The organism is Paenibacillus pectinilyticus, assembly GCF_001700435.1.
Classification (GTDB): domain Bacteria; phylum Bacillota; class Bacilli; order Paenibacillales; family NBRC-103111; genus Paenibacillus_E; species Paenibacillus_E pectinilyticus.
In genome coordinates, this window is sequence record NZ_LYPC01000014.1 from 176103 (window position 1) to 201192 (window position 25090).

Consider the following 25090-nt stretch of genomic DNA (forward strand, 5'->3'; position numbering starts at 1 on the left):
GAATTTCTAACCCTATTTGGCGAACATGCGGGCTAACCAATTTCTTGTAAAAAACCGTTGCATCTGCAACGGTTTCCGCGTACACTAAATTAGTGGCAAGTGCAACGATTCGGATTTTTTACACAAAGGAGGAATTCCCATGATTGAATCGCGAAATTCGATTCCCAGGTGGGTCTCGTTGATTTACCGGTACGGCCAGATGTATATTGGTGATCATTTGAAGCATTTTGAGATCGGCAGAGGCCAGCATATTTTCCTAAATGCCCTCTACAAAGAAGATGGGTTGACGCAAGAAGAACTGGCTGACTATCTCAAGATCGATAAGGGGACGACGGCGAAGGCGTTGAAGAAGCTAGAAGAGCAGGGTTACATTTTGCGGAACGTCAGTGAACGGGATAAGCGATGTAATGAAGTCTTTTTGACGGAAAAAGCTCGGGGAATTAAAGAGGATGTGCGCAAGGTACTCACGGATTGGCGGGAACGATTAACGTTCGGTATGTCCGATGAGGAGAAGGACATGGCGCTGGTCATTCTAGAAAAAATGGGTCATAATGCGGCTCACTTCGCAGAAGAAGAGGTGGACCTATGAATATGCGGGCTGCAGGGTCTGTCTTTATTGATCGCCATTTCCATGCGCTTACACACAAAAATTATCGGTATATGTGGTTTGGTCAGTGTGTATCCCTGATCGGTACTTGGATGCAAAACATCGGGCAATCTTGGCTCGTTCTAACGATTACGGGGTCGTCACTTAAACTGGGTGTTGTAGCTGCGTGCCAGTTCCTACCGATTCTCCTATTCTCCTTATTTGCTGGTATTATCGTAGATAAATATCCGAAGAAGAAGATTCTGATTTTGACCCAAACGGTCTCGATGATTCTCGCCTTCACCTTGGCTGCGTTGGTCTTGACCAATACGGTGCGATATGAATATATCCTTGTACTGGCACTGCTTCTTGGACTGAATAATACGCTAGATATGCCAACCAGGCAGGCATTCAATGTAGAAATCGTGGGTAAAGAGGATCTTATGAACGCGATCGCTTTGAACTCGACGACGTTTAATATGGCAAGAATCGTAGGTCCTTCTATTGGGGCTGTTATGATGGCGTGGCTAGGTGCCGGGTGGTGTTTTCTGTTAAATGGGTTCAGTTTTATTGCTGTGCTCTATGGCTTGATTCATATTCAGGCTGCTCCTTATGTGCGTAAGAAGACGTCGAAGGATGGTATTTTGAAGGAAATTAAGGACGGAATTATTTACATTGCCAGAGATCCAATTCTGTCACCGACTGTCTTGCTCGTAACTGTCATCGGGACGCTTGCTTTTAATTTTAACATTCTGATTCCTGTGTTTACGAAAAACGTGCTGCACATGGGCGAAACAACATACGGTACCTTGATGTCATGCTTGGGCGTGGGCTCGTTGGCAGGCGCATTGACAATGTCCTTTCGAAGCAAACAGGGGCCGAAGCTCAAGGTCAGTATGCTAGCTAGTTGTATGGTGGCAATTTGTTTGATTCTCAATGGGCTTAGCGGTTCGGTGTGGGTTTGTGGGACGCTGCTGGCGTTCACGGGTTTCTTTAATATTTTATTCGCGACGAACAGTAACTCTGCGCTTCAAATGTACGCCAAAGACGAGTATCGTGCGCGTGTCATGAGTGTGTATGCCCTTGTATTCGCAGGTTCAACCCCGATTGGAAGCTTGTTCTCAGGTTACATTGCGGATCGGTTCGGGGCAAATGGGGCGTTCGTTGCCTGCGGGGTGTTAACGGGACTTCTGTGCCTGTTCATATCTTGGAAATACAAAGCATCGCTCACGCTCAAGGGGCAAACAGGGGAAATAACACTATGAAAATGTGTGAAAACTCGTGAAAACTAGGCTACTCTATCAAGAAAAACCATTATTTAGGTTGTCAATTTACGAGGTATCCGATACAATATGAGAATAAGTTCAAGTGTTGAGGAGGAGTCTTGTGCTGGGGATATTGAAGAGATGGATGCATAAGCCAATGCAGGAACCGATGAACACTGTGGATTATAAAACGATGGAAATCGACGTTGTCATTAAGTGTTTTGTTTCGGATAAGGAGAAGCCGTTTCGCGTTATTTTTAAAGTAGAGAAACAGGGTTCATTCTTTTCGAAAGACATTTTCGTGAAAAATGTGGATTCGAAAACATCCTATGAGCTCGTTCATAACTTCTCCACGCTTGGCATGGACAATGAAGAGTTGAGCAAGTATGAAAGCACAGATTATGCTGAATACAGCTTCGCTACATTGGAAGAAGCCAAAAAGGTCAAAGATACAACGGTCGAATACATTCGCTTTTTGATCCGCGAGCACAAGCACGAAACACTCGCCAAAATTTCTTAACAGCTAGATGAAGAAAGGAGCTTGCGAATTCATTCGCAAGCTCCTTTCTCTATGTCTTCTAGTTAGCAACAGATGTGTCTATCAGTCTTCTGTTTTACGCTGCTGTACGATTTCTTTCAGTCGGTGTTGGCGAAGTTTCGTAATGGTGGTGAACTTGGAATCCGAGATTCTGGCTTCGAAATATACTTTGCCATCTTGAATATGTTGTATTTTTTTTGTATTCACATAGCAATCAGTGTTCACTTTGAAAAAGACACTATCTGAGGTCATGTTCTGGATTTGCTCCGTATTCAAACGCTTCTTGACGTGGTAGTTCTTCCCGTGGAAAGAGACAAGCCCATGTTCACCGATGCGGAAATACATGATATCCTTTTCTAAAATAAAATCCTCATACGTGTTATAAACTTCGAGCGCTACATTCATTTTATTTTGCCCCCTTTTTAAAATGATAACGCTTACATACTGTGAGACGGTTTTATCTTACCATAATCTGAGGGGAATGAAAAGGCTTTCTCAACTAAAAAAAACCAACAAAGTTCGCCGATGAAGAACGAAAATGTTGGTTTTTTAGTCGTTTTTGACGAACTGACAACTATTTCCTCGGAAATAATTATAGTGAAATATTACGAGCGACCCAGACACCTGCTGCGCCAGCTTGAGCTAATCCGCGCGTAATTCCAGCGCCGTCACCGCCGCAGTAAAGGCCTTTGATTTCTGTTTCGAAGCTCTCACTCAGCTTCGGACGAGCGGAATAAAATTTCGCTTCAACGCCGTAGAAGAGCGTATGCTCAGACGCGATACCAGGCGTAACTTTCTCCAGCGCATGGATCATTTCTATCAAGCTTTTCATCGTGTTGTATGGCAGAACAAGCCCGAGATCTCCTGGTACTGCTTCGGACAAAGTAGGCTCAAGGAAGCCTTCGCGAATACGATCTGCAGTAGATCTGCGGCCGCGCATAATATCGCCAAATTTCTGAACGATGACACCGCCGCTGGAGAGGTCATTGGCGTGTTTACAGATTTCTCTCGCATATTCATTCGGCTTATCGAATGGTTCAGTGAATTTGTGAGACACGAGCAAGGCGAAGTTCGTGTTCGTGGAACCGAGTGCAGGATCTTTATAAGAGTGACCGTTAGCTGCCATGATCCCGCTGTGATTCTCAACGACAACATGTCCGGATGGGTTACTGCAGAAGGTCCGTACGCGCGTGCCGACCGATGTGTTATAAACGAATTTCCCCTCATACAAATGTTCGTTGATTTCACGCATAACGACATCGGACGTTTCAACACGAACGCCGACATCGACTTGATTGTTGGACATTTTGAGGCGGCGTTTCTTAAGTACCTGCGTTAACCAAGCGGAGCCGTCACGTCCTGGGGCTAGCATCACATTGCTGCTCATGAGCTCTGTGCCATCCTTCAAGCGGATTCCTTGAATAACGTGTTTATCTTCTTTTTTCGTTGTAATAATATCATCGACTTCTGTTTTGAACTGCATATCAATGCGTGTTTTCAAATATTCGTAGATCGATTTCAGAATCATGAGGTTCTGTTCGGTTCCCAAATGGCGAACTTGTGCGCGAAGCAGCTTTAAGCCAGCTGCGTAGGAGCGCTGTTCAATGCCTTTGACCGCTTCAGTTGTAGGGTCTGTTATATTTTCAGTGGCACCATGTTGCAGATTGATGCTATCCACGTAACGGATTAATTCCATGACTTTGCTTGGAGCCAGGTAATCTGTCATCCAGCCACCGAATTCTGTCGTGATATTGAATTTACCATCACTATAAGCACCTGCTCCGCCAAAACCGGAGGTAATGGAGCACGCAGGCAAACAGCCAGAGAAGTCTTTCTTTCCGGCTGGAGGTGGGCAAAGCTTGATTTTATTTTCAAGAATCGGACAACTGCGCTTGTAGATATCGTGGCCTTTGTCAACGAGTACAATATTCGCGTTAGGATGTAGCAATGTCATTTCATAACAAGCAAAGATTCCGGCAGGACCCGCACCAACAACGATAAAATCATAAGCTTTCATAGCAGCAATCTCCTCTAGAACAGTCATTTTTGGGCGCAAAAAAACCTAGCCACACGGGTATGCGAAAAAGAGCACCCGTCGTAGCTAGGAAGTTATGGCTTCCTCTAGAGACCCTCAAGCCAATTCTCAAGGATATACGAACGATTCATGGTTATGTGGCCGTTTGTTATCGCCTTGACTATCATAATACGAACGTTATTCGTTGTCAATGAGATAATGTTCGTGAAATTGATCGGGATTCTCTTGGAGTTTTGGAGCATGCAGGTTAGTGGAAATAAGGTGTGGAAAGCGATGGGATTTTATAAATTAAGTATGATATTTATATTAAATAGAACTTCAATTTGGTTGTTAATAATGAGTAGATTTCATTTTACTTGATGATTGGTACGTGTATTTCCATGATTAATATAAATAATTGTTGACTTTAGTCTCTTTTCTATATAAATTAAATATAATTAAGTCGACCTATTTACTTGGTATTATAAGTATACTAAATCATTTATTCTAGGGGAGTGTACGATGATGAAGAAAATAAGTTTAACTGGTATTGCTCTAACGGGACTACTGCTGCTATCCGCATGCGGAACATCTTCAACGAGTGTGAGCGTAAGCCCATCGAGCGCAGCGAAGGAAACAGTAAATACGACGCAAAAGCCCGAGGATGTCGCGGGGGAAATTTCATTCTGGTCATGGTCGCCAGAGGATAATGTATGGCAGCAGTTAATAAAAGCATTTAATGAGAAATATCCGAAAATTAAAGTCAACTATGTGCGGACGCCTTCTGCAGACTATGAGAAGAAAATTCAGGTGGCGATTCAAGGCGGTGAAATTCCGGATGTTATGGCATTTCAGAACGGTCCAATGATCAAAAACTATTCACCGATTCTGGAGCCGCTCGCACCATTGGCCGAGAAATCGCTCGGGAAGGATTGGGAGAAAAAGTTCAAAACGACACCGTTGGCATCTTCGAAGAAGAATGGTTTCCGAACCATTCCGACCGGCGTCGCCGTAACCCCATTTTTATCCTATGATGTGGATTTATTTAAAAAAGTAGGCGCTGAGCCACCGAAAACGTACGATGAACTTAAGCAAGTCGTGAAGAAATTTGAAGATGCCAAATTACCAGGGATTGTGCCGCGTTTAGGTTTCGCTGGCGGTAAAAGTGCTACGGTAACCGATTTATTCTATACACTTGTTAATCAGATTGCGCCAGGTAAGCTCTATGATGCCGACGCTGGCAAAGTGAAATTCACAGACCCGTCCTTCATTCAAGCGACGAATGCATTCAAACAATTTTATACCGATAAGCTGTTCCAAGATGGCAATCTAACGACCAAGTATGATCCAGATCTCAGAGATATGTATGAGCAAAAAAGACAGCTTCCGATGATTCTTGTTGGGGCTTGGATCATGAACGATGTTGCGAATAAAGATGGTTTGAAAATAGGCGACCGTACCTTTGGACTTGTGCCGATGCCGACCATTGAGGGTGGGAAATCGAGTGTTCTGATCAACGGCGACGTTCCACTGGGGATCAGCAAGGATTCCAAGAATAAAGATGCAGCCTGGAGATTCGTAGAATTCATGGCAACTGGCGAGTATCAAACGATACTGAGTAAAGCTTTGCAATTCCTACCGGTCAAAGATGGTTTGTCCATGGACACCTCCAATCTGAAAACCGATATCGAAAAGCAATCTGTGGATGTGATTCTGAATGCAATGACCAAAGATGTAGGCGGAATTCGATTCTTGGATAACGCGACGATTGAACAAGCGCTTTTCGTTAATTTGCAAAAGGTAGCCACGGGGGCCTCGACGCCGGAGCAAGCGATGGCTGAAGTGCAGAAGGCATCGGATACTGTGAAACGATAACCTATTGAAGCAGCTCCCCTCGTGAGAGGAAAGGAGCTGCTTTTTTTCCTGAGGGGACGAAAAACAAGAAGGATTGACTGTTAAGTAAGCTGGAGTTACATTCTTTTGTTATTACTGCTATGGTATAATATTAATAAAATGCAGACTGGATGGTGAGAAGGAATGAATCGTACCCAACAATTGCATAAATTAATTAAACTAACAGGCGATAGGGCAAAGTTAGATGCCAAAGCAAATGATACCTATATTGTTTATAAAAATGGTAACGGTCAGATTGTGAAGGAATATGTAGACGGTAGGATCATTCCTTTAAATGGCAGGGAGTAGCTAATAAATGAAGCAAATGCTACAATGTATGTCTTTGCAGGAAATAACGGAAGTGGCAAAAGTACCATTCGAAATCTGATTGTTGATCAGATTGGGATAAGTGTAAACATAGATCCCAATGCTTTAGCTCGTTAGTGGGCAGAAGATATCCTATCCATATGAGAACAGCCAAAACATTTATGTGCAGCCAAATTGGTTGAATATAAATGTTTTTTTATTCGTAAGACATTGTTGAATGCTAGGAGTTTTATTATAGTAGAAGTACCTGGTTGAAAATGGAAATTTTTTGAGGCTGCAAGACATACATAAAACAGAGAAAAGGAGACATTCCTTGAAAACGTATATGTGGGCCGCGGTATTCTTCCTCATTTTTATAGTATCTATCTGGGATGATCATGCTAAAATGCCGGTCGCCAGCATACAGCCTCTATCCGTGCCCAAAATGACATTTTCGGAGGAACGTGCTTTGGAAAAGACCATTCGTGAATTAGGACTGCCTAATGTAGAGAATAATACGGTGAGGGAACGAAATGTTAATTTTTGTGGGAAGGATCGCTACGCAGTTGAATTTGGCGTAAAGATTCAACCATTAGAAGCCGAGAATTACTTAGTTTTGATTTCTGAAAAGTGGAGAAACGATGCGGATCATCAGGAGAAATTGAACCGAATTCGATTCTATTATGTGTCTCCTGAGAGGTTCGAACTGCAGTACCAAGATGGCTCTATTGCGGCTACGATCGGTGAGTGCAGTGATGATGTATATGGTTTGAAATCATTCCAACCCGTGTCACCAGGTGTTTTCATTCCACAAAAGGATCTTGATCAGATTTCCAACTTAGGTGCGAAGAAAGAAGCGATTCTTGCCTTTGTGCAAGCATGGGCGTCCCGAAATCGCGGGGAGTTCGCCCAATGGATGGAATCGAATGCGATGACGAACGAAATGATAGATACGTTGCTCGATGTTCGATACTCCTATGCGTTTACAGGGATCGATGGTTCCGTTATGCAGAATAATGGGGGCGAATACTGTATGGGTATCGACTATCAAAGGAGTGATTCGGTCGAAAAAGAAGAGCGGGAATTTAAGAGCGCGGTCTGTGTTCGACCAGACGATAGAGGCAAATGGCACGTGTATATGATCGATTAACATAATTAATCAGTTGAACTGCGTGAAACAACTATAGTATATTTTAAGAATCATACGAAGGTCGTTGGTACCTTTCGGTGTTAAGGGAGGTACGTGCAACATGGAGAAACATACATTCATTCAAATATTGAAAAGTGAACTCGTTGTCGCGCTTGGCTGTACGGAACCGGTTGCAATCGCTTTAGCAGCTGCAAAGGCAAGAACATATGTGTCTGGACCTATTGAGAAAATTACGGTAAAAGCGAGTGCTGGCATTATCAAAAATGCACTTGCCGTTGGCATACCTGGTACGCATTTGACCGGGATTGATTTTGTCGCTGCCCTAGGGGCCATTGCTGGCAATGCGGAGAAACAACTCGAAGTCCTTGCTGATATCCAGCCAGATGATATTGCAATGGCGCAGTCTATGGTGGAGCAAGGGAAAGCTGTGTTCGAACTCGCGGATACGACCAAGAAACTATATATTGAAGTCTTAGTTGAAACCGAACAAAGCTATGCCAAAGTTATTATTACAGATAATCATACGAATATAACGTTGATCGAAGTGGATGGAAAGGTCGTTGATGCAGGCGGCTGCGCAAACGCGACTTTTAAGAGTTCCAAAGAAGATCGAAGTGAGCTTACGATAGACGGCATTGTGGATTTTGTGAATTCCGTTGATCTCCTAGAACTCGATTTGGTCAAACAAAGTATTGAATTGAATCGTAAAGCAGGATTAGACGGGTTGGCGAACGCATATGGTCTTGAAGTTGGGAAGACGATCAAGGAGAATGTGGCAAAAGGTATTTTGTCCGATGATTTAACTTCACATGCGATGGCTTTGGCAGCCGCTGGTTCGGATGCGCGTATGGCTGGATCTACGATGCCAGTGATGGCGAATTCAGGCAGCGGCAACCAGGGGATTGCAGCAACGAATCCTGTTGTCGCGGCGGCAGAGAAGCTCGGCGCAACGGAGGAACAGCTGATTCGTGCTGTCGCTTTAAGCCATTTCGTCACGATTCATATCAAATCGAAGTTTGGCCGATTATCCGCATTATGCGGAGTTACGGTATCAGGCACGGGGGCGAGCTGCGGCATTACCTATTTGCTGGGCGGTGGGAAAACAGAAATTAAATCCGCTATTCAGAACATGCTCGGGAATGTGACAGGCATGATGTGCGATGGCGCAAAAGGCGGCTGCGCGATGAAAGTAGCCACCTGTACGAGTGCAGCGGTGCAATCTGCGCTTCTTGCCTCCAAAGGCATGTCCATTTCCTCAACGAATGGATTTATCGAAGAAGATGCGGAGAAAACAATCGATAATTTCTGCCGTATTGGCAATGAAGCAACATCGGAGGTTGATAAATTGATTCTCGACATGATGCTGCATAAAGATATGTAAAAGATAAAAGAAATATCCCCTCTACATAGCACTCCCTTGCATGTCATCTGAGGATGAGAGCATAGAGTGAATATTTGGAGGGGATATTTGTGTCTTTACGATCGATACTTTTGCGGATGTATGCCCGTATATTTCTTGAAAACGGTACTGAAATAGTGTGGGTTTTCATAGCCAACTTTCTCAGCGATTTCCAGAATTTTTAAATTAGTGGATTTCAACAGATTTTTGGCATCTTCCATACGAAGACTGGTAATATATTCGGTGATCGTTACCCCCGTTTCTTGCTTGAAGATCAAGCTGATATAGTTAGGCGTTAGATAGATTTCTTCAGAAATTTTCATGACACTGATGTCCTCTTTATACCTCAGCTTGATGATATCCATCATTTTTTGGATTACTTTGGTGTTCTTTTGATTATATTTATTAGAAAAATATTGCGCCATAAGATTGAACAGGTTGGATATATAGTTGTTTAAATCCTGAGCATTTTCTTTTTTATAAATGGATTCAAAGATACTGGATCGTTTGCCAACAATATGATCGAGATCCTCGCTTAGATCCTGTGCAGTTCTGGATGCGATGCAAACCATTTCCAAGCATATGCTTTGTATGTAATCTACAGGCATGTTTCTGAGCTGATCGAACATGCTGCGAAGGATGTTTGAAACGCCGCTGCTATCTCCAAGCTTGATGGCGTTCATAAGTAGGTTCTCCTTGTCGTAGAAATTGGACCTATCGACCGTATTGGCAGAGATATCATTGATGCTATAAATATCGCTTATATGGAGGATTGAATTTTTTCCAGTATGAAATTTGTACTTTAATGCCATACAGGCATCCTTATAGGAGGAATGAATGGCTAGTATGTTATTCACGGGGCGTCCGATTCCAATGGAAATGGAAATCTTCAAATACTTCCTCAGGCACGCGAGTATTTCCTCGCATATTTCGGTATGTCGGTTCGTTCCCTCCATATTCGAATTGAAAATGAGCACGAATTCATTTTCGTTGGCACAGAAGCTTACGCCAGAGTGAGTACTGCTGATAATCTCCTCAACAATATTTGAGACGCTAAAGCTAAGGATTTGTTTATCCTCTTCTGATTTATTTTCCGTTATTGTATCGTAGTCATCAATTTGCAGGACAGACACAAGATGGCTTTCCTCCGCACGCAAAGGTAATTGATAAAAGCTTAATTTCGCATGTATTTCTTTCTCTGTTGAACTTACGCCCCAAATTAAATTGCGGAGAAATTTCTCGCGAATCAATGGAAAGTGCTCGTGCAGCTGCTGCTTTAAATGCGTCATTTCGGAGTGCAGATTGCGTTCCATCTTGATGCGATGCACCACTTTAGTCACCATCTCGACGAGCACGTTGATTCTAACTGGCTTCAGAATATAGCCTTCCACATGGATGTCGAGGGCTGTTTTGGCATAGTTGAAATCCTGGATGCCACTGATAATAATGACTCTGATGTCGCTTTCCCATTCCTTCAGCTTCATTGCAACCTCAAGTCCATCGACAAGCGGCATGCGAATATCAGTGAGCAGGATATCTGGCTTAAGCTCTTGACACAGCTCCAGGGCTTCCTGCCCATCGACGGCTTCGGCAATAACCTTGACCCCTAGCTCCTCCCAATTCACACTGTTGCTGAGCCCATCCCTGACAATAAACTCATCATCTGCTATGATCATCGTTAACATCGTAACCCTCCATTGTTGTAACGGCTGGAAATCTCAAGCGGACTGTAACGCCGGATTCTTCATTGTTATAAAATTGAATACCATATTCATTCCCGAAAAAATGCTTGATACGTTCATTCACATTTTGGATTGCAAAGGACTTTAAGCTGTTTGGGTCATTTAAGATGGCATTTAGTTCCTTCACATCCGCCCCAACACCATTGTCGCTGATAGTGATTTCAATCAGAGAGTCCAATCGCTCACCTTTGATGATAATGGTTCCAATTCCCCTTCTTTTCTCAATACCATGGATAATTGAATTCTCTACAATCGGCTGTAAAATCAATTTAACCGTTAAGTAGCCAAGGATCTCCTGGGGAAAATCGATCGAATAATCTAATTTATCTTTAAAACGAATTTTTTGGATTCTCAAATAGCTTTCTACTTGTTTTTTCTCATCTAACAGCGGAATGATCGTATTGCCCTTACTCAAGCTATATCTAAAAGTATCCGAAAGCGAAGTCACCATGGTAGAGATATCCGGTACTTTATGCTTAATGGCCATCCAATTCACAGAATCTAGGGTGTTATATAGAAAATGAGGGTTGATCTGAGCCTGCAAGGCTTTTAGTTCTGCTTCGCGTTTGACCTTCTCGCTTATAAAAAGCTTATCGATCAAACTTTTCAGCTCAATCAGCATTTTATTATAGGTTTTAAAAAGGTAAGAAAATTCATCGTTTCGTTTGTAGTCCAGTGAGATTTCGAAGTTGCCGTTTTGAACAATCTTCATGGATTTAACAAGCTTGCGGATGGGATATGAAATGTTATCGGCAAGCAATAAGGCCATTAGCAGGGCAAGTATAGAGCATAAGATAATGACGATATAGATGAATTTATTAAAGGCGTTCAGCTCACCGTTTAATTCGTTCATAGGCGTTAATGAAACGATTGTCCAATTTAAATCGGTCATGTGCTGATAAGAAACAAAGATATCGCCATGGCTGTGTTTTTCAATGAATGATCCGTTTGCCTCCAGGTTGTTTGTAATCGAAGCACTCATTTCCATTTCTTGACTCGCCGCTTTTCCGAGTAAAGAGGTATTGGGGCTAATAATAATAGAGTTTCGCTTATCCATAATGAAGGTTGAAGTACCAGCGGTAGGCTTCGACTTATTCAGAATATTATTAAAGTAATCAATGTCGACATCGATGGTGAGCAGTCCATTATAGGGAATTAACATATCATCCAATCCGAATAATCGTTTGGCTATTTTAATGGTCGGATGGGTTGTGGAGGAAATGACGACCTTATCCAGTCCCACAACGGTATATTCGGCTTTTGGGGGAAGGTCCAAATACCAAGGTTCTTGCTCAATCAGGCTGATATCGGAAACCTTATCCGAAAAGCTATACATCAAATATTCAGGTCTGTTGATTAAATAGAGCCTTGGTATGAGCAACGTCTGTGTCACATTGGGTACGGAATAACTCTCTAAAAGCTTATCCAGCAAGGACATCTCACTCACCAGCGCTGTTTTATCGAAAGGATGCTGGGAGGATAACACACGAATTAGGTCCCGATTTAAGTAGATTTCAGCCGAAATATCATTGATGGCCTCCAATTTTTGATTAATATTAATCGCAATCATAGCGAGCTTTTCTTCTAAGGAGGCATTGATTTTTTGCGTAATGATGCTGGTAGATTTAGCGTATATCGTGTACGAAATAATTGAAGTTGGCAAGAGAATCAAGCTGATAAAATACAAAAGCAATCGACTGCGAATGCTGGTTGTAAAAAGAAAACGCTTTAGAATAATACGTTTAATTGTTCTCGAAAGCATCAGGATTCTCCTTATCAAAAATATTACTTTGATGAAAACTTATCACAATAATCTGAAAAATTATATAATAATTATTAGTAGAATGAAATAACTAGATTGGCAAGGGGTGGTAAGTATCCGAATCAAATACCGAAAAATAACAGTAACGCTAAGTATCGCAAGCGTTCTAGCTTGTTTCATTGCTTATGGCTGTACGAACCGTTTTTCGAATAAACAAGTGGGGATGGGGCAGGGAAATGAAGCTGTCACAGATCACGGGCAATCGGCAAAGATCCATATTCAGTACGCTCAAATGTCAGTCACTTCTGTCAAATTTGTTGAAGAGGCCATTCATCGATTCAATGAGACAAATCAAGATAATATCTATATCGATTTATTGAAGATACCTCGTGATCGCTACACCGAAACCTTGAATATGTTGAATGCTTCAGGAAAAGGTCCCGATGTCTATGAAGTAAGCAAGGAGTGGCTGACAAGCTATATTTATAAAGGCTGGGTAGAAGATCTTTCAGCTTACGTAGATGAGTCTTTTTTTAAGCCTTTTCCGAAATGGGCTGTTGAATTCGCTAAAAATTCGCGTAATAAAGATAAATTCTATACGATACCTTCGAACCAAATTACATATCGACTCATTTACAATAAAGATTTATTTCGTAAAGCGGGTTTAAATCCCGAGTCTCCGCCAACCACGTTAGACCAGGTCAAAAAATATGCCACTATCATCAGTGAGGCTGAAAAGGGAGCAAGAAAGTATGGCTTTGCACTGCCGATAGGAGAAGAATGGGGAGGCTTGGTACAGCCGATGGAGGCTACCAGTGCCTATAGCGGTGTTTACTTTTATAATTTCCAAAGGGGTACCTATGATTTAGCTGGATTTAAGCCATGGTTAACGACATATAAGTCGATGGAAGAAAACGGGGCACTGTTTCCAGGCATGGGCGCAATGAAGGATGATCTTGCGACTGCACAATTTGCTGAAGGGAATATTGGCATGATGTATGCAGCAAGCTGGAAACCTACCCTATTTGCAGAGCAATATCCTCCGAAAAATGAATGGGGTGTAGCTATGCCGCCTGCAACTAGCGAAACCACGATCGGTCAGGGGGCGGTAGCTATCCATGCAGCGGGGTTGAATGTAGTCAAATCGGGTACGGCGCACTTGCAGGAGGCGGTCAAGGTATGGAAATATCTATATTCTGTCGATTATATCGGGAAGTTATATCAGGGCGGCAGTTTAATTCCGGTCATGGATGGGATGTTAGATAACCCGCTTTACAAGCCGACTATCGCTCACTTTAGTGAATTTTTACCAGGAAGCAAGGATTCAATTTACCCCAATACCCCGTTGAACATGGATGAGTGGGCTCGCTCGAAAGCCTATATTTCCGCTATCGTGGATGGGAAATCGATAGACGAGGCCTTGGAGGCTGAAAACAACAGACTTAATACATTATTAAACGGTTTCTTCACAACATTTGGCGTGAATAAAAGCGATTATACGAATTCGTATTTTGACCCTCAGCATCCATTAGGAAAATAACAAGCATAAACGATTTATAAAAGTGTAGAGAATTTTAGACTCTATTATAGTTTTGTTTATTTTGCTTCTTTTTCGTTTCGTTTATAGTGAACCTGTAAGCGATAACAAGAAAGGAGGAAACGCAATCAACAGCCAATCTTACGCAACAAGCAAGCCGAACAGACCGAATAGATTCAAGAGCATTGTCAAGGAAATGAAGAAAAACAAAGTATTATTGTCCATGCTCGTCCCAGGGCTGATTATTCTGCTGATCAACAATTATTTACCGATGTTTGGCATATTGCTGGCTTTTAAAGATTTTAAGTTTACATCAGACAATTTTTTTACAAGTCTTCTTGCAAGCGATTGGGTAGGATTTAAGAATTTCGAGTTTTTCACTAAATCCATTTATGCTTACACGATCACCCGCAATACCTTGCTTTATAATGGTGCTTTTATCATTCTTACGCTAGTTACGGCTATCCCTGCTGCTATCCTCATGAATGAACTAAGAAATAGTATGCTGGCTAAGTTCTATCAATCGGCAATGCTGCTGCCGCAATTCTTATCTTGGGTTGTTGTCGGTATTCTCGCATTTTCATTCTTGAGTATGGATATGGGCTTTATTAATAAGAATGTATTGGCTCCACTAGGCATCGATCCTATTCTTTGGTATAACGAACCGCGTTATTGGCCGTATATACTTCCATTGGTGCATATTTGGAAGACATTGGGGTATTACAGCATCATTTTCTTGGCGGGAATTACTGGCATTGATTCGGAAATCTACGAAGCCGCTGTTATTGATGGCGCTAGTAAAACAAAGCAGATCTTCTACATCACGATCCCACTGCTTTTTCCACTGATGATTATTCTCACACTGCTGCAGATTGGAAGAGTCTTTTATGCAGATTTCGGTCTGTTCTACCAGACCACACAAAACTCAGGCATCTTATACTCGGCGACCAATGTTATTGATGTGTATGTGTATAACGCATTAAGAGTGACTGGGGATGCCAGTATGGCAGCAGCGGTCGGATTATATCAAGCAACTGCAGGCTTTATTCTGGTTATTACGAGTAATTGGATTGTCAAAAGAATAAATAAAGATTCTGCTTTGTTCTAGGAGACGAATGCAATGGGGTTTACATCGCACAAAAAAAGAGAACTAAACACGATTTCGAACACCTCAAATTTTATCGTAAATGTTGTTTTTATGTTTTATGTTATCCTGTGTATTAGTCCATTAGTGCTTGTTTTTATGGTATCTATTACAGACGAACAATCGATTGTGAACAACGGGTTCAGCTTCTTCCCTGAGAAGTTTAGTTGGATGGCTTACACCTATATTTTCAATGATTCAAGTCAAATCATCCGTTCGTATGGCATCTCTATCTTCATTACGGTTGTAGGTACACTAGTCAGTCTGTTAGTGACAGCCCTGTATGCCTATCCCATTTCAAGACCGGATTTAAAGTCGAGAAATATTTTCGCATTCCTTATATTTTTCACGTTGCTCTTTAGCGGAGGACTTGTACCTTATTATATGGTTTACAGCAATGTGCTGCATTTGAAGGATACGTTGATTGTTCTTATCCTGCCTTTGTTACTTACACCATTTTATGTCCTGATCATGCGAACTTTTTTTGCGACCAATGTACCGGATGCGATTTTGGAATCAGCAAAAATAGATGGTGCAGGCGAGTACCGCATATTTTTCAGTATTGTGCTCAATCTTTCCAGACCCGTACTAGCTACAATCGGTTTGTTCAACACAATTACGTATTGGAATGACTGGTTTACAGCGTTATTGTTCATTACGAATCCCAAACTGATGCCGCTGCAGTTGCTCCTGCATAATATTCAAAGCTCGATTCAAATCATACTCGACTTAGCAGACAAGAACCAAGGCAGCATTTCCGTGGATACCTTACCTAGTCAAAGTGCACGTATGGGAATGGTCATTATTGCGATTGGGCCCATTATCTTAGCCTATCCGTTCCTACAAAAATATTTTATTAAGGGATTAACGGTAGGTGCTATTAAAGGCTAGACTCGACCAAATGTTGCTTGGGTGGGATACTTGGTTGCTTTAGTATAGAATTGTCAATTTGAAAGGGGAAAACTATGTTTAAAACAAAAAGATACGTAGGATTTACGCTTGTACCGGCTATTATGCTAACAACGGCACTAACCGGCTGTACCAAAGAGTCAGCAACCGAGAAGGCATCCACTAAGCCAGTAACTACGGCAGCAGCCACACAAGTCGCTAAAGAATCACTCCCCCCTGTTGAGCTAAATTGGGCTATGCCTGTTGCTGGTACAGGTGCTCCTAAAGATGTAGCACTCGTGGAAGCGGAAATCAATAAGTATCTGAAAGATAAAATTAACGCAACGGTCAAAATGAATATGATACCGTTTGGAACTTGGGCGGATAAATCAAATGTCATCATCTCTTCAGGTGAAAGCGTAGACATTTTGTTTACAGCCGGATGGTCCAACTATAGACAGAACGTGATTAAAGGCGCCTTCATTGATATGACGGATTTAATTGACAAGTATGCGCCAAAAACAAAAGCAGCGCTAGACCCCGCATTCTTAGCCGGCTCGAAAGTCAATGGCAAGAATTATGCTTTACCGACGCAGAAGGAATTGGCTCATCAATATGGTTTCTTATACCGTGCGGATATTGCTGAGAAATATAATATGGACCTTTCCAAGGTTAAAACATTAGATGATTTGGAACCATTCCTGAAAATTATTAAAGAGAAAGAACCGAACATGTATCCGATTCTGGCGGGTCAGGTTCAGAACAACAGCTTAACGCTAAATTTGGATTATGATCCAATTGGAGACGCTACCATTCCGGGCAAGCTGGTTCCAGGCGGCAATACGACGGTCATTAATGATCTGGCTACACCAGAAACAAAAGCCATCTTCACCTTATGGCATAAGTATTATACGGCAGGATACATGCGTAAAGATGCAGCAACTGTAACGGATATAACTTCTGACAGAAAAGCAGGGAAATTTTTCTTAACGATCGGTACCCTAAAACCATTAGCTAATGAAGAAATTTCCGCAGCCAACGGAGGATTCCCTTACAAACAAATCTACTTGCGTCCTGCTTCCATTAACGGCAATGATACACAAGGTTCGATGCAGGCCATCTCTCGTACTTCGAAAAATCCAGAAAGAGCGATGATGTTCCTGGAATTGCTTAATACGGATAAATACCTTAACAACTTGGTCAACAATGGGATTGAAGGAAAACACTTTGTAAAAGTATCGGACAATGTCATTGATTTTGCTCAAGGTGTAGATGCTCAAAATTCAGGTTATTATCCTGGCGTTTACTGGGTATTCGGCAATCAATATTTGAACTACTTCTATAAAGGACAGAACACAACGAAATGGGATCAATTCAAATCATTCAACGCTTCTGCCATATCAAGTAAGTTAATGGGCTTTAATTTCGACCAAGAGCCTGTCAAAACAGAAGTAGCTGCGATAGCTAACGTAAATGCAGAATTTAATGCTGGATTAAGTACGGGGACATTAGATCCTGAGGTCTATCTGCCTAAGTATCTTGACAAGCTTAAGCAAGCAGGTGTGGATAAGGTTATCGCAGAGAAGCAAAAGCAGGTTGATGCCTGGTTGGCTGCTGGCGGAAATAAATAACTAATTTTCAACTGAGTTGGCGTAGATGCTTATTGCGCCAACTCGATTTATATCTAGAAGGAGGCTGTGTTACTAGTAAGAGAAGAGGCTCCCTGTTACGTATATCAAAATATAAGTGGAGGTTATATGATGGGTAACCCAGTTGATTTCAAAGGGAAGTTTAAGAAGATTTCACTATTTTGTTTAGTTGTTGCGCTTATCGTTCAAACGTTCGTTTTATTGCCAACGACGACAAGAGCAGCTGTAGCCTCATTACCAAGTCCTGGATCTCCACTACTGGTTGATGATTTTATTGGAGGCGGAAGCTTCGGGAAAAGTGGAAGCCCCTGGGCGAATTGGTACAATCAGTCGGGTGGTACAGGTACTTATGCAAGAACAACGGTAGATGCGCTTACGGTTGGAAAGTTTACGCAAACACCGGCTTCGAGCTCCTCACAAGCCAAGTTCGAACCGCAGCACTTTAATGCGAACCTTGAAGGCTATCGCTACCTCAATTTATCCATGAAAAATCCAGGATACGCTGGAAGTCGCATCAATATTTCGATTGAGGATGGCGCTCATTCCTACAGCTTGACGAATGGATTCGTAAGCGTACCAACTAGCTGGACTCCTTATGCATTTGATTTGAATCTCTTTCCGGGATTGGTTAAATCGAGTGCTCATATTGTCGTCTGGCTTAATCAAGCTACGGGTGTTTATGGTGAGATGCTACTTGATAATATTCAAGCGACGGATACTTACAGCGGTACAGCTCCGACATTGACTGCGACGGGTATGACGTCAAATTCAGGTGCAATTAACAATGAAAACACGTTATATACGTTTGCGGCTAGGTATACAGATGTGGATAACAATAAACCCTTTGCCGTACAGCTAGTCATTGATAATGACACGGTTTATGATATGACGGCTGTTAACATGGCAGATATAACATACACAGACGGGAAAGATTATTACTACATCTTGAAGCTGCCTGTGGGAAGCCATTCGTATTACTTCCGAACAACAGATAACAACTCCGATGTAGTGACAACGTTACCTGTATCAGGTCCTACAGTTGTAAGCGCTACACAAATAATTGACATTAATGATAATACGGTAGGAACAGGCAATAACCAAATGACTTATGCAGGGACTGGTTGGTCCTATTCGGCTGCCCCAGTAGGAAATTATCAGGGGGATAATCATGTATCCGGCACTGCTGATGATTCGCTCACTTTTCGATTCATCGGAACCAAGGCACGTTTATACGGTGTGACGGCAGCTACATATGGGATCGCCGCAGTATCCATTGACGGTGGTGCGGACATTAATGTCGATACCTACTCTGCCAGTCGCGTGGAATCGGCATTGCTGTACACAACTCCGAATCTTACGAATCAGCTGCATACGGTTAAGGTCAGGGTTACGGGACAAAAGAATGCAAGTTCAAGCGGGTATACGATTGCTATCGATAAAATTAATGCAGAAACATATACAGGCAGTTTGGTCAATGATGTCGTCATTAGCCAAGCAGGTTATAGCGCAAATGCTTTCAAAAATGCCAAAGTAACGGCCTATGATGAACTCAGCGATACATCTTATCAGGTATTAAACGGTTCAACGGTAGTTGCTTCAGGCAATATGACCGATGAGGGTGTTACCTGGAATAAACATGTGTACTCGATTGATTTCTCAGGGGTTACCACAGTAGGCACCAACTATACAATTAAAACGAATAACATTTCCTCCTATCCTTTCCAAATTCAATCCAACATTTGGAACCAATATAAGGATGAAATGACGGCATTCTATCGATTGCAGCGTTCGGCTGTGGATACTCGCGTTTCATATCCAGTTGGCTACAGCAGTGATACAGCTCCTTCAGAGAAGGTTTTCCATCCTGCAGGACATTTGGATGATGGCTTATCTCCAGATGGCACAGCGCATTATGATTTGTCGGGCTCCTGGTATGATGCTGGAGATTACGGTAAGTATGGAGGGAACCAGTGGGTTGCTGGTGAAATTGCCTTAGCTTATCTGCGTCATGCATCGAACGCGAATGTCAGATACGATAATGATAACAACGGTGTTCCCGATTTGATTGATGAAGCCAGATTCGGCAGCGAGTATTTGGTCAAATTTGCAAATGCGTTCGGTGGAGCCATGTATAACCTGCCGAATAATGCCGGATTCATCCATCCAGAAAAAGAAACGGACAATATTATTAATACACCAGATGATCGGAAATATGGTGCTATTGGAATTGGCGGCTCGGCCAAAGCAGCTGGTGCTCTTGCAGCTACAGCGCGTGCCATTCAAAGCGCACTTGCAGGGGGATATATTCCAACGAGTAAAGTTGCGGAATTCACAACGTTTGCTGCCTCATGTCAAACGGCTGCGATAACGTTCTATAACTTTGTCGTTGCTAACCCGAATCTTGCACAGGGGAGTTATGAAACAATCGGCGGTGTACCGAACACGCTGCTGTGGGCCGAAGTGGAGTTATATCTATTAACGAACGATACTGCTTATAAAAATTCAGCAACCGCGCGTATTAGCACACTAACATTTAAAGATATTAAATCAACGAATTATTGGGATATGCGGCCTATGTCTATGGCTGAGTTTTATCCTGTTGCAGATACTGCAACACAGACGATTATTCATAAGCTTCTGAAACAACAAGCCGATTATTTCTTGTCATCAACAGATGATACCCCGTATGGCGTTCTGAATGAATTTGGACCGTTTGGTGTGAATGAGCCACACGCTGGTTTTTTGGGTGATATGGTGCGGTATTATGAATTGTTCGGAGATCCCGCGGTTCTTCGTGCTGTGACCAAGGGTGCTTATTGGATATTTGGTGAAAACCCGTGGAACATAAGCTGGGTCTCGGGAATCGGTACAGATTATGTAGATTTCTTGCATACACGTCTAGACGAGAACTCTTATAATACGGCAAACACAGGCGTTGTAATACCTGGTGAAATGGTCAGTGGACCGAATATGAAAGATACCAAAGATAAAACAAGTGTAAGCCCATGGTATGAAGACAGAGGACTCTTTGCGGATGATGGCAACCAATGGAGATACAACGAATCCAGCATCTCCATTCAAGTAGGGCTTCTGTATACCATTATGGGTCTAACGGATCTCAATGTTGAAAGCACTTCAGGCGGCGTAGTTCCCGCTAAATTGCCCATTACTTCGCCTATTATAGGCGATTATGTTCGTGGAAATGTCACTTTGTTTGTACAACCTACGACAGTATTGAGCTCCGTATATTCGACAGTTAGTGATCTTGTTTATGGTGCCAGCTATAGTCCTATGACGGCGGGTGGAGGAGTTTACAGCACTACAGTAGATGTCAGTTCATTGGCTCCTTATACGAGTAAACGTGTGAACGTAAGAGGGACGGATTCACTGGGGAATGACACCTATAGTTCTACGCATTACACAGTTGCACCACCGCTCCCTGATCCATCACATCCACTGCTTTATGACGATTTTAGTAAAAATGGGATGTTTGGGGCTCAGAAGCTAGACTGGGTTAACTGGTGGAATCAATCTGGAGGTACAGGTAAATTTAATAGGGTGAATATTAACAACACCTACGATGTTGCACAATTCAGCCAGACTCCTGCGACAAGCGCCTCACAGGCCAAGTTTGAACCTTGGCATGATACGGTTGATTTGTCAGGATATCGCTATCTGACTTATACAATGAAGAATCCAGGTTACGCCAATAGTCAAATCAATCTTACGATTGAAGATGGTGCAAGCAGCTTCAGCCTGACAAGCGGCTTCGTATCTGTGCCAACCACTTGGACGACAAAAAGCTACGACTTGAATGCATTCCCGACACTCAATAAGAAAACGGCTCATCTAGTTGTATGGCTTAAACAAGCAACTGGCTTGTATGGTGAAATGCTTCTGGACGATATTCAGGCTACGAACGTCGCGAGTGGATCGGCACCGGCCTTGACTTCAACGAATGTGACGCCAGCCTTGGGTGATTCCACAACACCCTTTACTTTTACGGCCACCTACACAGATGCAGATAACCAGAAACCTTTTGCAATGGAAGTGATTGTGGATGGCGTGGTTCATAAAATGCAGGAAACGACGCCAAGTGATGTGACTTACACAGATGGTAAAACCTATAGTTTCACCACAAAGCTGCCTCCAGGCACGCATTCTTATTATTTTAATACAACCGATACGACTTCTGATGCGGTCAGCACAACACTGAATTCTGGACCTACTGTCATAACCAAATTGTTCTCCGATGATTTCTCCAGTGGTCTAGCAGATAACTGGACACCTACAAGCGGAACATGGTCTGTCGTAAATTCAGAATACAATGGGACAGCCGGCTATGGCACAAGTATATCCACTGCAGGCAGCTTAGCTTGGACGAATTATACCTTGCAGGCCAAGGTAAAAGTCATGACGAATTCGGGCGGTAATAATGACGCTGGTTTGGTGTTCAGGTATACGGATCCCAATAACTATTACGTGTTGGCGATTCGAAATAACAATCATCCCTCAGGCAGAAAAATGGAACTCTACAAAATTGTTGGTGGCGTACAAACCCCGTTGGGTTATGCCGGGCCGAGCACAGTCGCTAATACAGACTACACGTACAAAGTTGTAGTTAATGGAAGCTCTATTCAAGCCTATCAAGACGGAGTCCTACAGCTGAATATATCAGACAACGCATTAAGCAGCGGCAAGATTGGTGCGCGTGTCTATGCCACATCGAAGATGATACTCGATGATGTCACGGTAAGCCAATGAGATAAGAATAATGAAGTCTTTGTATTTGGAGGGTTTTGGAGCATGAAAGTAACGATTTGGAATGAAGGCAGACATGAGCAGATCAATGAAATTGTCGCGAATCTATATCCGAGGGGAATCCATGGTGCGATTGCGGAGGGGTTGAGCGAGCATGGCATCGATGCGCGAACAGCCACTCTAGAAGAACCAGAGCATGGATTAACGCAAGCTATTCTGGATGACACCGATGTATTGATCTGGTGGGGACATATGGCCCATAACGAAGTTCAGGACGAAATTGTGAACCGTGTACAGCAGCGAGTGCTTACTGGCATGGGACTCATCGTACTGCATTCAGGTCATTTTTCCAAAATATTTAAAAGGCTGATGGGAACCACCTGCGACTTGCTGTGGCGAGTGGCAAACGAGAAGGAGAGGCTCTGGGTTGTGAACCCAGGGCATCCCATCGCACAAGGTCTCCCCCGCTATTTTGAATTGGAAAAGGAAGAGATGTACGGAGAATACTTTGATATACCAGAGCCGGATGAGCTCATATTTCTCAGCTGGTTTCAAGGTGGTGAAGTATTCAGAAGCGGGTGCACGTTCCGGCGCGGACTTGGGAAAATCTTTTATTTTCGGCCGGGGCATGAAACGTTTCCGACTTATTATCAGCCAGCTATACGCCAAGTCATCGCGAATAGCGTTCGCTGGGCTGCACCAGAGTCTGGGCTTGTGCCTTTTACACCTCAAAATGGACAGTTTCCAGCACGCGAAGCAACACCAGGCAAAGACGTTTAAAGAAAAGGAGCTATCGCTATCATGACATCGTTGAAAGTAGCCGTTATCGGCACGGGAGGCATTTTTAAAGCTTTTTATTGGCCGCTTATCCAGGAAAACAAAGAAATAAAGCTACAGGCTCTCTGTGATATTAATCCTTCCAAGGCGCAAGCCTACGCAGATGAAGCTGAGGTGCCTGTTTATGGTGATTTTTACGAGCTTCTTGAGCAGCAGAAGGAAATTGATGCCATCTTCATATGCACACCGAATCTGTATCACTCGGAATATGCAATTGCAGCGCTAAATGCAGGGATCCATGTCTTCTCTGAAAAGCCCGATGCTGTTAGCGTGGCGGAAGCGTTAAAGATGAAGGAAGCAGCAGAGCGAAATGGCCGCCATTTAATGGTCATGAGAAATAATCGTTATCGGCCTGAGGCCAAATGGTTGAAGCAGGTCTCGCAAAGCGGGTATTTCGGGGAGCTGTATGCAGGTCGCTGCGGATGGATTCGAAGAAGAGGCATTCCCGGCAAGGGTGGCTGGTTTACCACGAAGGAATTATCAGGCGGCGGGCCACTCATAGATCTTGGCGTCCATATGATTGACCTTGCAGTCTGGATCATGGGCAATCCGAAGCCCGTTACGGTCAGTGGAGCCACCTACTGTAAGTTTGCCAATTCCGAGTTGGCGGATTCGGTTCATAGCCAATTTGGCGAGAGCCAATCTGAGGGTCATTTTGACGTAGAGGATCTGGCAAATGGCTATATTCGGTTCGATAACGGAGCGACCCTGCAGATCGAATTCAGCTGGGCGTCGAATATTGAGCAGGAACGCAGCTTCGTGGAGCTCCGAGGAACACAGGCGGGCTTTAGCTTAGATGGAAATGAACTAAAGGTATTTTCTGAGCTGCAAGGCGCGCTTACTAATACGCAGCCGTTGTTACCCCCAGGAAAAGGTGGGCATCCAGCGAATCTGGAGCATTTTATCGATGTCCTGCTGCGCGAAACAGCGCCTGATTTCACACCCTCTCAAGGCGTGGACATGATAAAAATACTGGAAGCGATTTATGAGTCGGCACGCCTTGGACGCGAGGTTACTTTGTAAGGATTAGATAATTTCCATAAATTGGGTGTCTTCTGATCTTTGTTTCACTACCTCTCCTAAAGGGTAATACATACAAACAAGCATGATATCCTTCAGGAGGTGTTCCACGATGGAAGCAAACAACACGTTTCACGAAGCTGAGGAGGAAATTGTTCTACAAAAGCAAGGCAACGGCTTCATCCTCAGCACGTTGTCAGGTACGGTCGGCGAGATTACTTACAAGCTGGTCGCGGCCGATACCTGGGTGATTGATCATACTTACGTGGACCCGCGCTACCGTGGTCGTCAACTGGGTAAACAACTGCTGGACATGGTGGTCGGCGAAGCCCGCGACAAAGGGCGCAAGATTATTCCTTCCTGCTCCTTCGCGTTGGAGGAGTTCAAGAAAAACGCTGCGTATGCCGATGTTTGGGAAAATAGTAAATCGGCGAGCGAGTTCTCCGACCCGTATAGCTCAGGCAGCGCCATGATGGGGCGTTAGGGATCCGTTACAAGCAGGCTAGTGTCCGACAGGATGCTGGCCTGCTTGTATGTGATATGGCCTCAGGATGACTTCGAGTAAATCTTCATAATTGCTGAGCTTTGCGGTCACATAC

General features: G+C 43.2%; 19 protein-coding genes and 1 riboswitch. Of the genes, 15 read left to right on the forward strand and 4 right to left on the reverse strand.

The genetic code is table 11. From position 1 onward, the window contains the following. The first annotated feature begins 139 nt into the window (after nt 1-139). From A8709_RS08430 to A8709_RS08440, 3 genes are all read left to right on the forward strand, one after another. Nucleotides 140-589 (forward strand): MarR family winged helix-turn-helix transcriptional regulator, encoded by a 450-nt coding sequence (locus A8709_RS08430; RefSeq protein WP_065851915.1) that lies wholly within the window; start codon nt 140-142, stop codon nt 587-589. Further along, nucleotides 586-1851, forward strand: a complete 1266-nt coding sequence (locus A8709_RS08435) for an MFS transporter (RefSeq protein WP_065851916.1) — start codon at nt 586-588, stop codon at nt 1849-1851. Before A8709_RS08430 ends, A8709_RS08435 begins: the two co-directional genes overlap by 4 nt. A 169-nt stretch (nt 1852-2020) precedes the next feature. Beyond that, nucleotides 2021-2371, forward strand: a complete 351-nt coding sequence (locus A8709_RS08440; protein WP_208607659.1) for a hypothetical protein — start codon at nt 2021-2023, stop codon at nt 2369-2371. A gap of 81 nt (nt 2372-2452) precedes the next feature. Here the strand turns inward: A8709_RS08440 and A8709_RS08445 are convergent, their stop codons facing one another. Both A8709_RS08445 and A8709_RS08450 read right to left on the reverse strand, forming a co-directional pair. Further along, complete coding sequence (locus tag A8709_RS08445) at nt 2453-2794, reverse strand: LytTR family transcriptional regulator DNA-binding domain-containing protein (protein WP_065851919.1); 342 nt, start codon at nt 2792-2794, stop codon at nt 2453-2455. Between the two features lie 187 nt (nt 2795-2981). Then, nucleotides 2982-4406, reverse strand: a complete 1425-nt coding sequence (locus tag A8709_RS08450; RefSeq protein ID WP_065851921.1) for an NAD(P)/FAD-dependent oxidoreductase — start codon at nt 4404-4406, stop codon at nt 2982-2984. Between the two features lie 61 nt (nt 4407-4467). Beyond that, a riboswitch (purine riboswitch) is annotated at nt 4468-4566 on the reverse strand. Between the two features lie 362 nt (nt 4567-4928). On the opposite strand from A8709_RS08450, the gene A8709_RS08460 reads away from it, so the two are divergent. From A8709_RS08460 to A8709_RS08470, 4 genes are all read left to right on the forward strand, one after another. After that, nucleotides 4929-6278 carry an ABC transporter substrate-binding protein gene (locus A8709_RS08460; protein ID WP_167357032.1) on the forward strand — a complete coding sequence of 450 codons (1350 nt, stop codon included), beginning with the start codon at nt 4929-4931 and terminating at the stop codon, nt 6276-6278. Nucleotides 6279-6440: 162 nt separating this feature from the next. Beyond that, nucleotides 6441-6605 (forward strand): hypothetical protein, encoded by a 165-nt coding sequence (locus tag A8709_RS34460; protein WP_167357033.1) that lies wholly within the window; start codon nt 6441-6443, stop codon nt 6603-6605. Nucleotides 6606-6936: 331 nt separating this feature from the next. After that, entirely contained in the window at nt 6937-7752 is an 816-nt protein-coding gene (locus A8709_RS08465; RefSeq protein ID WP_065851926.1) for a hypothetical protein, read from the forward strand. A 100-nt stretch (nt 7753-7852) separates the two neighbouring features. Then, nucleotides 7853-9133, forward strand: coding sequence for an L-cysteine desulfidase family protein (locus A8709_RS08470; RefSeq protein WP_065851927.1), 1281 nt, complete (start codon nt 7853-7855; stop codon nt 9131-9133). A 95-nt stretch (nt 9134-9228) separates the two neighbouring features. On the opposite strand, the gene A8709_RS08475 is transcribed toward A8709_RS08470, so the two are convergent. Then, nucleotides 9229-10836, reverse strand: coding sequence for a response regulator (locus A8709_RS08475; RefSeq protein ID WP_065851929.1), 1608 nt, complete (start codon nt 10834-10836; stop codon nt 9229-9231). Continuing rightward, nucleotides 10811-12655, reverse strand: a complete 1845-nt coding sequence (locus A8709_RS08480; RefSeq protein WP_065851931.1) for a cache domain-containing sensor histidine kinase — start codon at nt 12653-12655, stop codon at nt 10811-10813. Before A8709_RS08480 ends, A8709_RS08475 begins: the two co-directional genes overlap by 26 nt. A 106-nt stretch (nt 12656-12761) precedes the next feature. Here A8709_RS08480 and A8709_RS08485 point away from each other — a divergent pair, with 106 nt between their 5' ends. The 8 genes from A8709_RS08485 to A8709_RS08520 all read left to right on the forward strand — a co-directional run bounded on the left by A8709_RS08485 (nt 12762) and on the right by A8709_RS08520 (nt 24975). Next, entirely contained in the window at nt 12762-14195 is a 1434-nt protein-coding gene (locus tag A8709_RS08485) for an ABC transporter substrate-binding protein (RefSeq protein ID WP_141692465.1), read from the forward strand. A gap of 193 nt (nt 14196-14388) precedes the next feature. Continuing rightward, nucleotides 14389-15300: an ABC transporter permease gene (locus A8709_RS08490; RefSeq protein WP_065852610.1), complete on the forward strand. Its 912-nt coding sequence runs from the start codon at nt 14389-14391 to the stop codon at nt 15298-15300. Nucleotides 15301-15312: 12 nt separating this feature from the next. Then, nucleotides 15313-16227, forward strand: a complete 915-nt coding sequence (locus A8709_RS08495) for a carbohydrate ABC transporter permease (protein WP_065851936.1) — start codon at nt 15313-15315, stop codon at nt 16225-16227. 74 nt (nt 16228-16301) lie between these two features. Continuing rightward, a complete protein-coding gene (locus tag A8709_RS08500) occupies nt 16302-17855 on the forward strand; it encodes an ABC transporter substrate-binding protein (RefSeq protein WP_065851938.1) in 1554 nt (517 codons plus the stop codon). A gap of 129 nt (nt 17856-17984) precedes the next feature. Continuing rightward, on the forward strand, nt 17985-22637 hold the full coding sequence (locus A8709_RS08505; RefSeq protein ID WP_065851940.1) for a glycoside hydrolase family 9 protein: 4653 nt from the start codon (nt 17985-17987) through the stop codon (nt 22635-22637). 42 nt (nt 22638-22679) lie between these two features. Further along, complete coding sequence (locus A8709_RS08510; RefSeq protein ID WP_065851941.1) at nt 22680-23414, forward strand: ThuA domain-containing protein; 735 nt, start codon at nt 22680-22682, stop codon at nt 23412-23414. 21 nt (nt 23415-23435) lie between these two features. After that, on the forward strand, nt 23436-24494 hold the full coding sequence (locus tag A8709_RS08515) for a Gfo/Idh/MocA family protein (RefSeq protein WP_065851942.1): 1059 nt from the start codon (nt 23436-23438) through the stop codon (nt 24492-24494). Between the two features lie 109 nt (nt 24495-24603). Further along, nucleotides 24604-24975, forward strand: a complete 372-nt coding sequence (locus A8709_RS08520; RefSeq protein WP_065851943.1) for a GNAT family N-acetyltransferase — start codon at nt 24604-24606, stop codon at nt 24973-24975. The last annotated feature ends 115 nt before the right edge of the window (nt 24976-25090 follow it).

Excerpts from the sequence above, each read along its gene's own strand:
- A8709_RS08515 (WP_065851942.1), top strand. The coding sequence starts at position 23,436 with ATGACATCGTTGAAAGTAGCCGTTATCGGCACGGGAGGCATTTTTAAA.
- A8709_RS34460 (WP_167357033.1), top strand. The coding sequence starts at position 6,441 with ATGAATCGTACCCAACAATTGCATAAATTAATTAAACTAACAGGCGAT.
- A8709_RS08435 (WP_065851916.1), top strand. The coding sequence starts at position 586 with ATGAATATGCGGGCTGCAGGGTCTGTCTTTATTGATCGCCATTTCCAT.
- A8709_RS08510 (WP_065851941.1), top strand. The coding sequence starts at position 22,680 with ATGAAAGTAACGATTTGGAATGAAGGCAGACATGAGCAGATCAATGAA.
- A8709_RS08490 (WP_065852610.1), top strand. The coding sequence starts at position 14,389 with ATGAAGAAAAACAAAGTATTATTGTCCATGCTCGTCCCAGGGCTGATT.
- A8709_RS08520 (WP_065851943.1), top strand. The coding sequence starts at position 24,604 with ATGGAAGCAAACAACACGTTTCACGAAGCTGAGGAGGAAATTGTTCTA.
- A8709_RS08430 (WP_065851915.1), top strand. The coding sequence starts at position 140 with ATGATTGAATCGCGAAATTCGATTCCCAGGTGGGTCTCGTTGATTTAC.
- A8709_RS08445 (WP_065851919.1), bottom strand. The coding sequence starts at position 2,794 with ATGAATGTAGCGCTCGAAGTTTATAACACGTATGAGGATTTTATTTTA.
- A8709_RS08475 (WP_065851929.1), bottom strand. The coding sequence starts at position 10,836 with ATGTTAACGATGATCATAGCAGATGATGAGTTTATTGTCAGGGATGGG.
- A8709_RS08470 (WP_065851927.1), top strand. The coding sequence starts at position 7,853 with ATGGAGAAACATACATTCATTCAAATATTGAAAAGTGAACTCGTTGTC.
- A8709_RS08500 (WP_065851938.1), top strand. The coding sequence starts at position 16,302 with ATGTTTAAAACAAAAAGATACGTAGGATTTACGCTTGTACCGGCTATT.
- A8709_RS08460 (WP_167357032.1), top strand. The coding sequence starts at position 4,929 with ATGAAGAAAATAAGTTTAACTGGTATTGCTCTAACGGGACTACTGCTG.
- A8709_RS08495 (WP_065851936.1), top strand. The coding sequence starts at position 15,313 with ATGGGGTTTACATCGCACAAAAAAAGAGAACTAAACACGATTTCGAAC.
- A8709_RS08450 (WP_065851921.1), bottom strand. The coding sequence starts at position 4,406 with ATGAAAGCTTATGATTTTATCGTTGTTGGTGCGGGTCCTGCCGGAATC.
- A8709_RS08440 (WP_208607659.1), top strand. The coding sequence starts at position 2,021 with ATGAACACTGTGGATTATAAAACGATGGAAATCGACGTTGTCATTAAG.
- A8709_RS08505 (WP_065851940.1), top strand. The coding sequence starts at position 17,985 with ATGGGTAACCCAGTTGATTTCAAAGGGAAGTTTAAGAAGATTTCACTA.
- A8709_RS08480 (WP_065851931.1), bottom strand. The coding sequence starts at position 12,655 with ATGCTTTCGAGAACAATTAAACGTATTATTCTAAAGCGTTTTCTTTTT.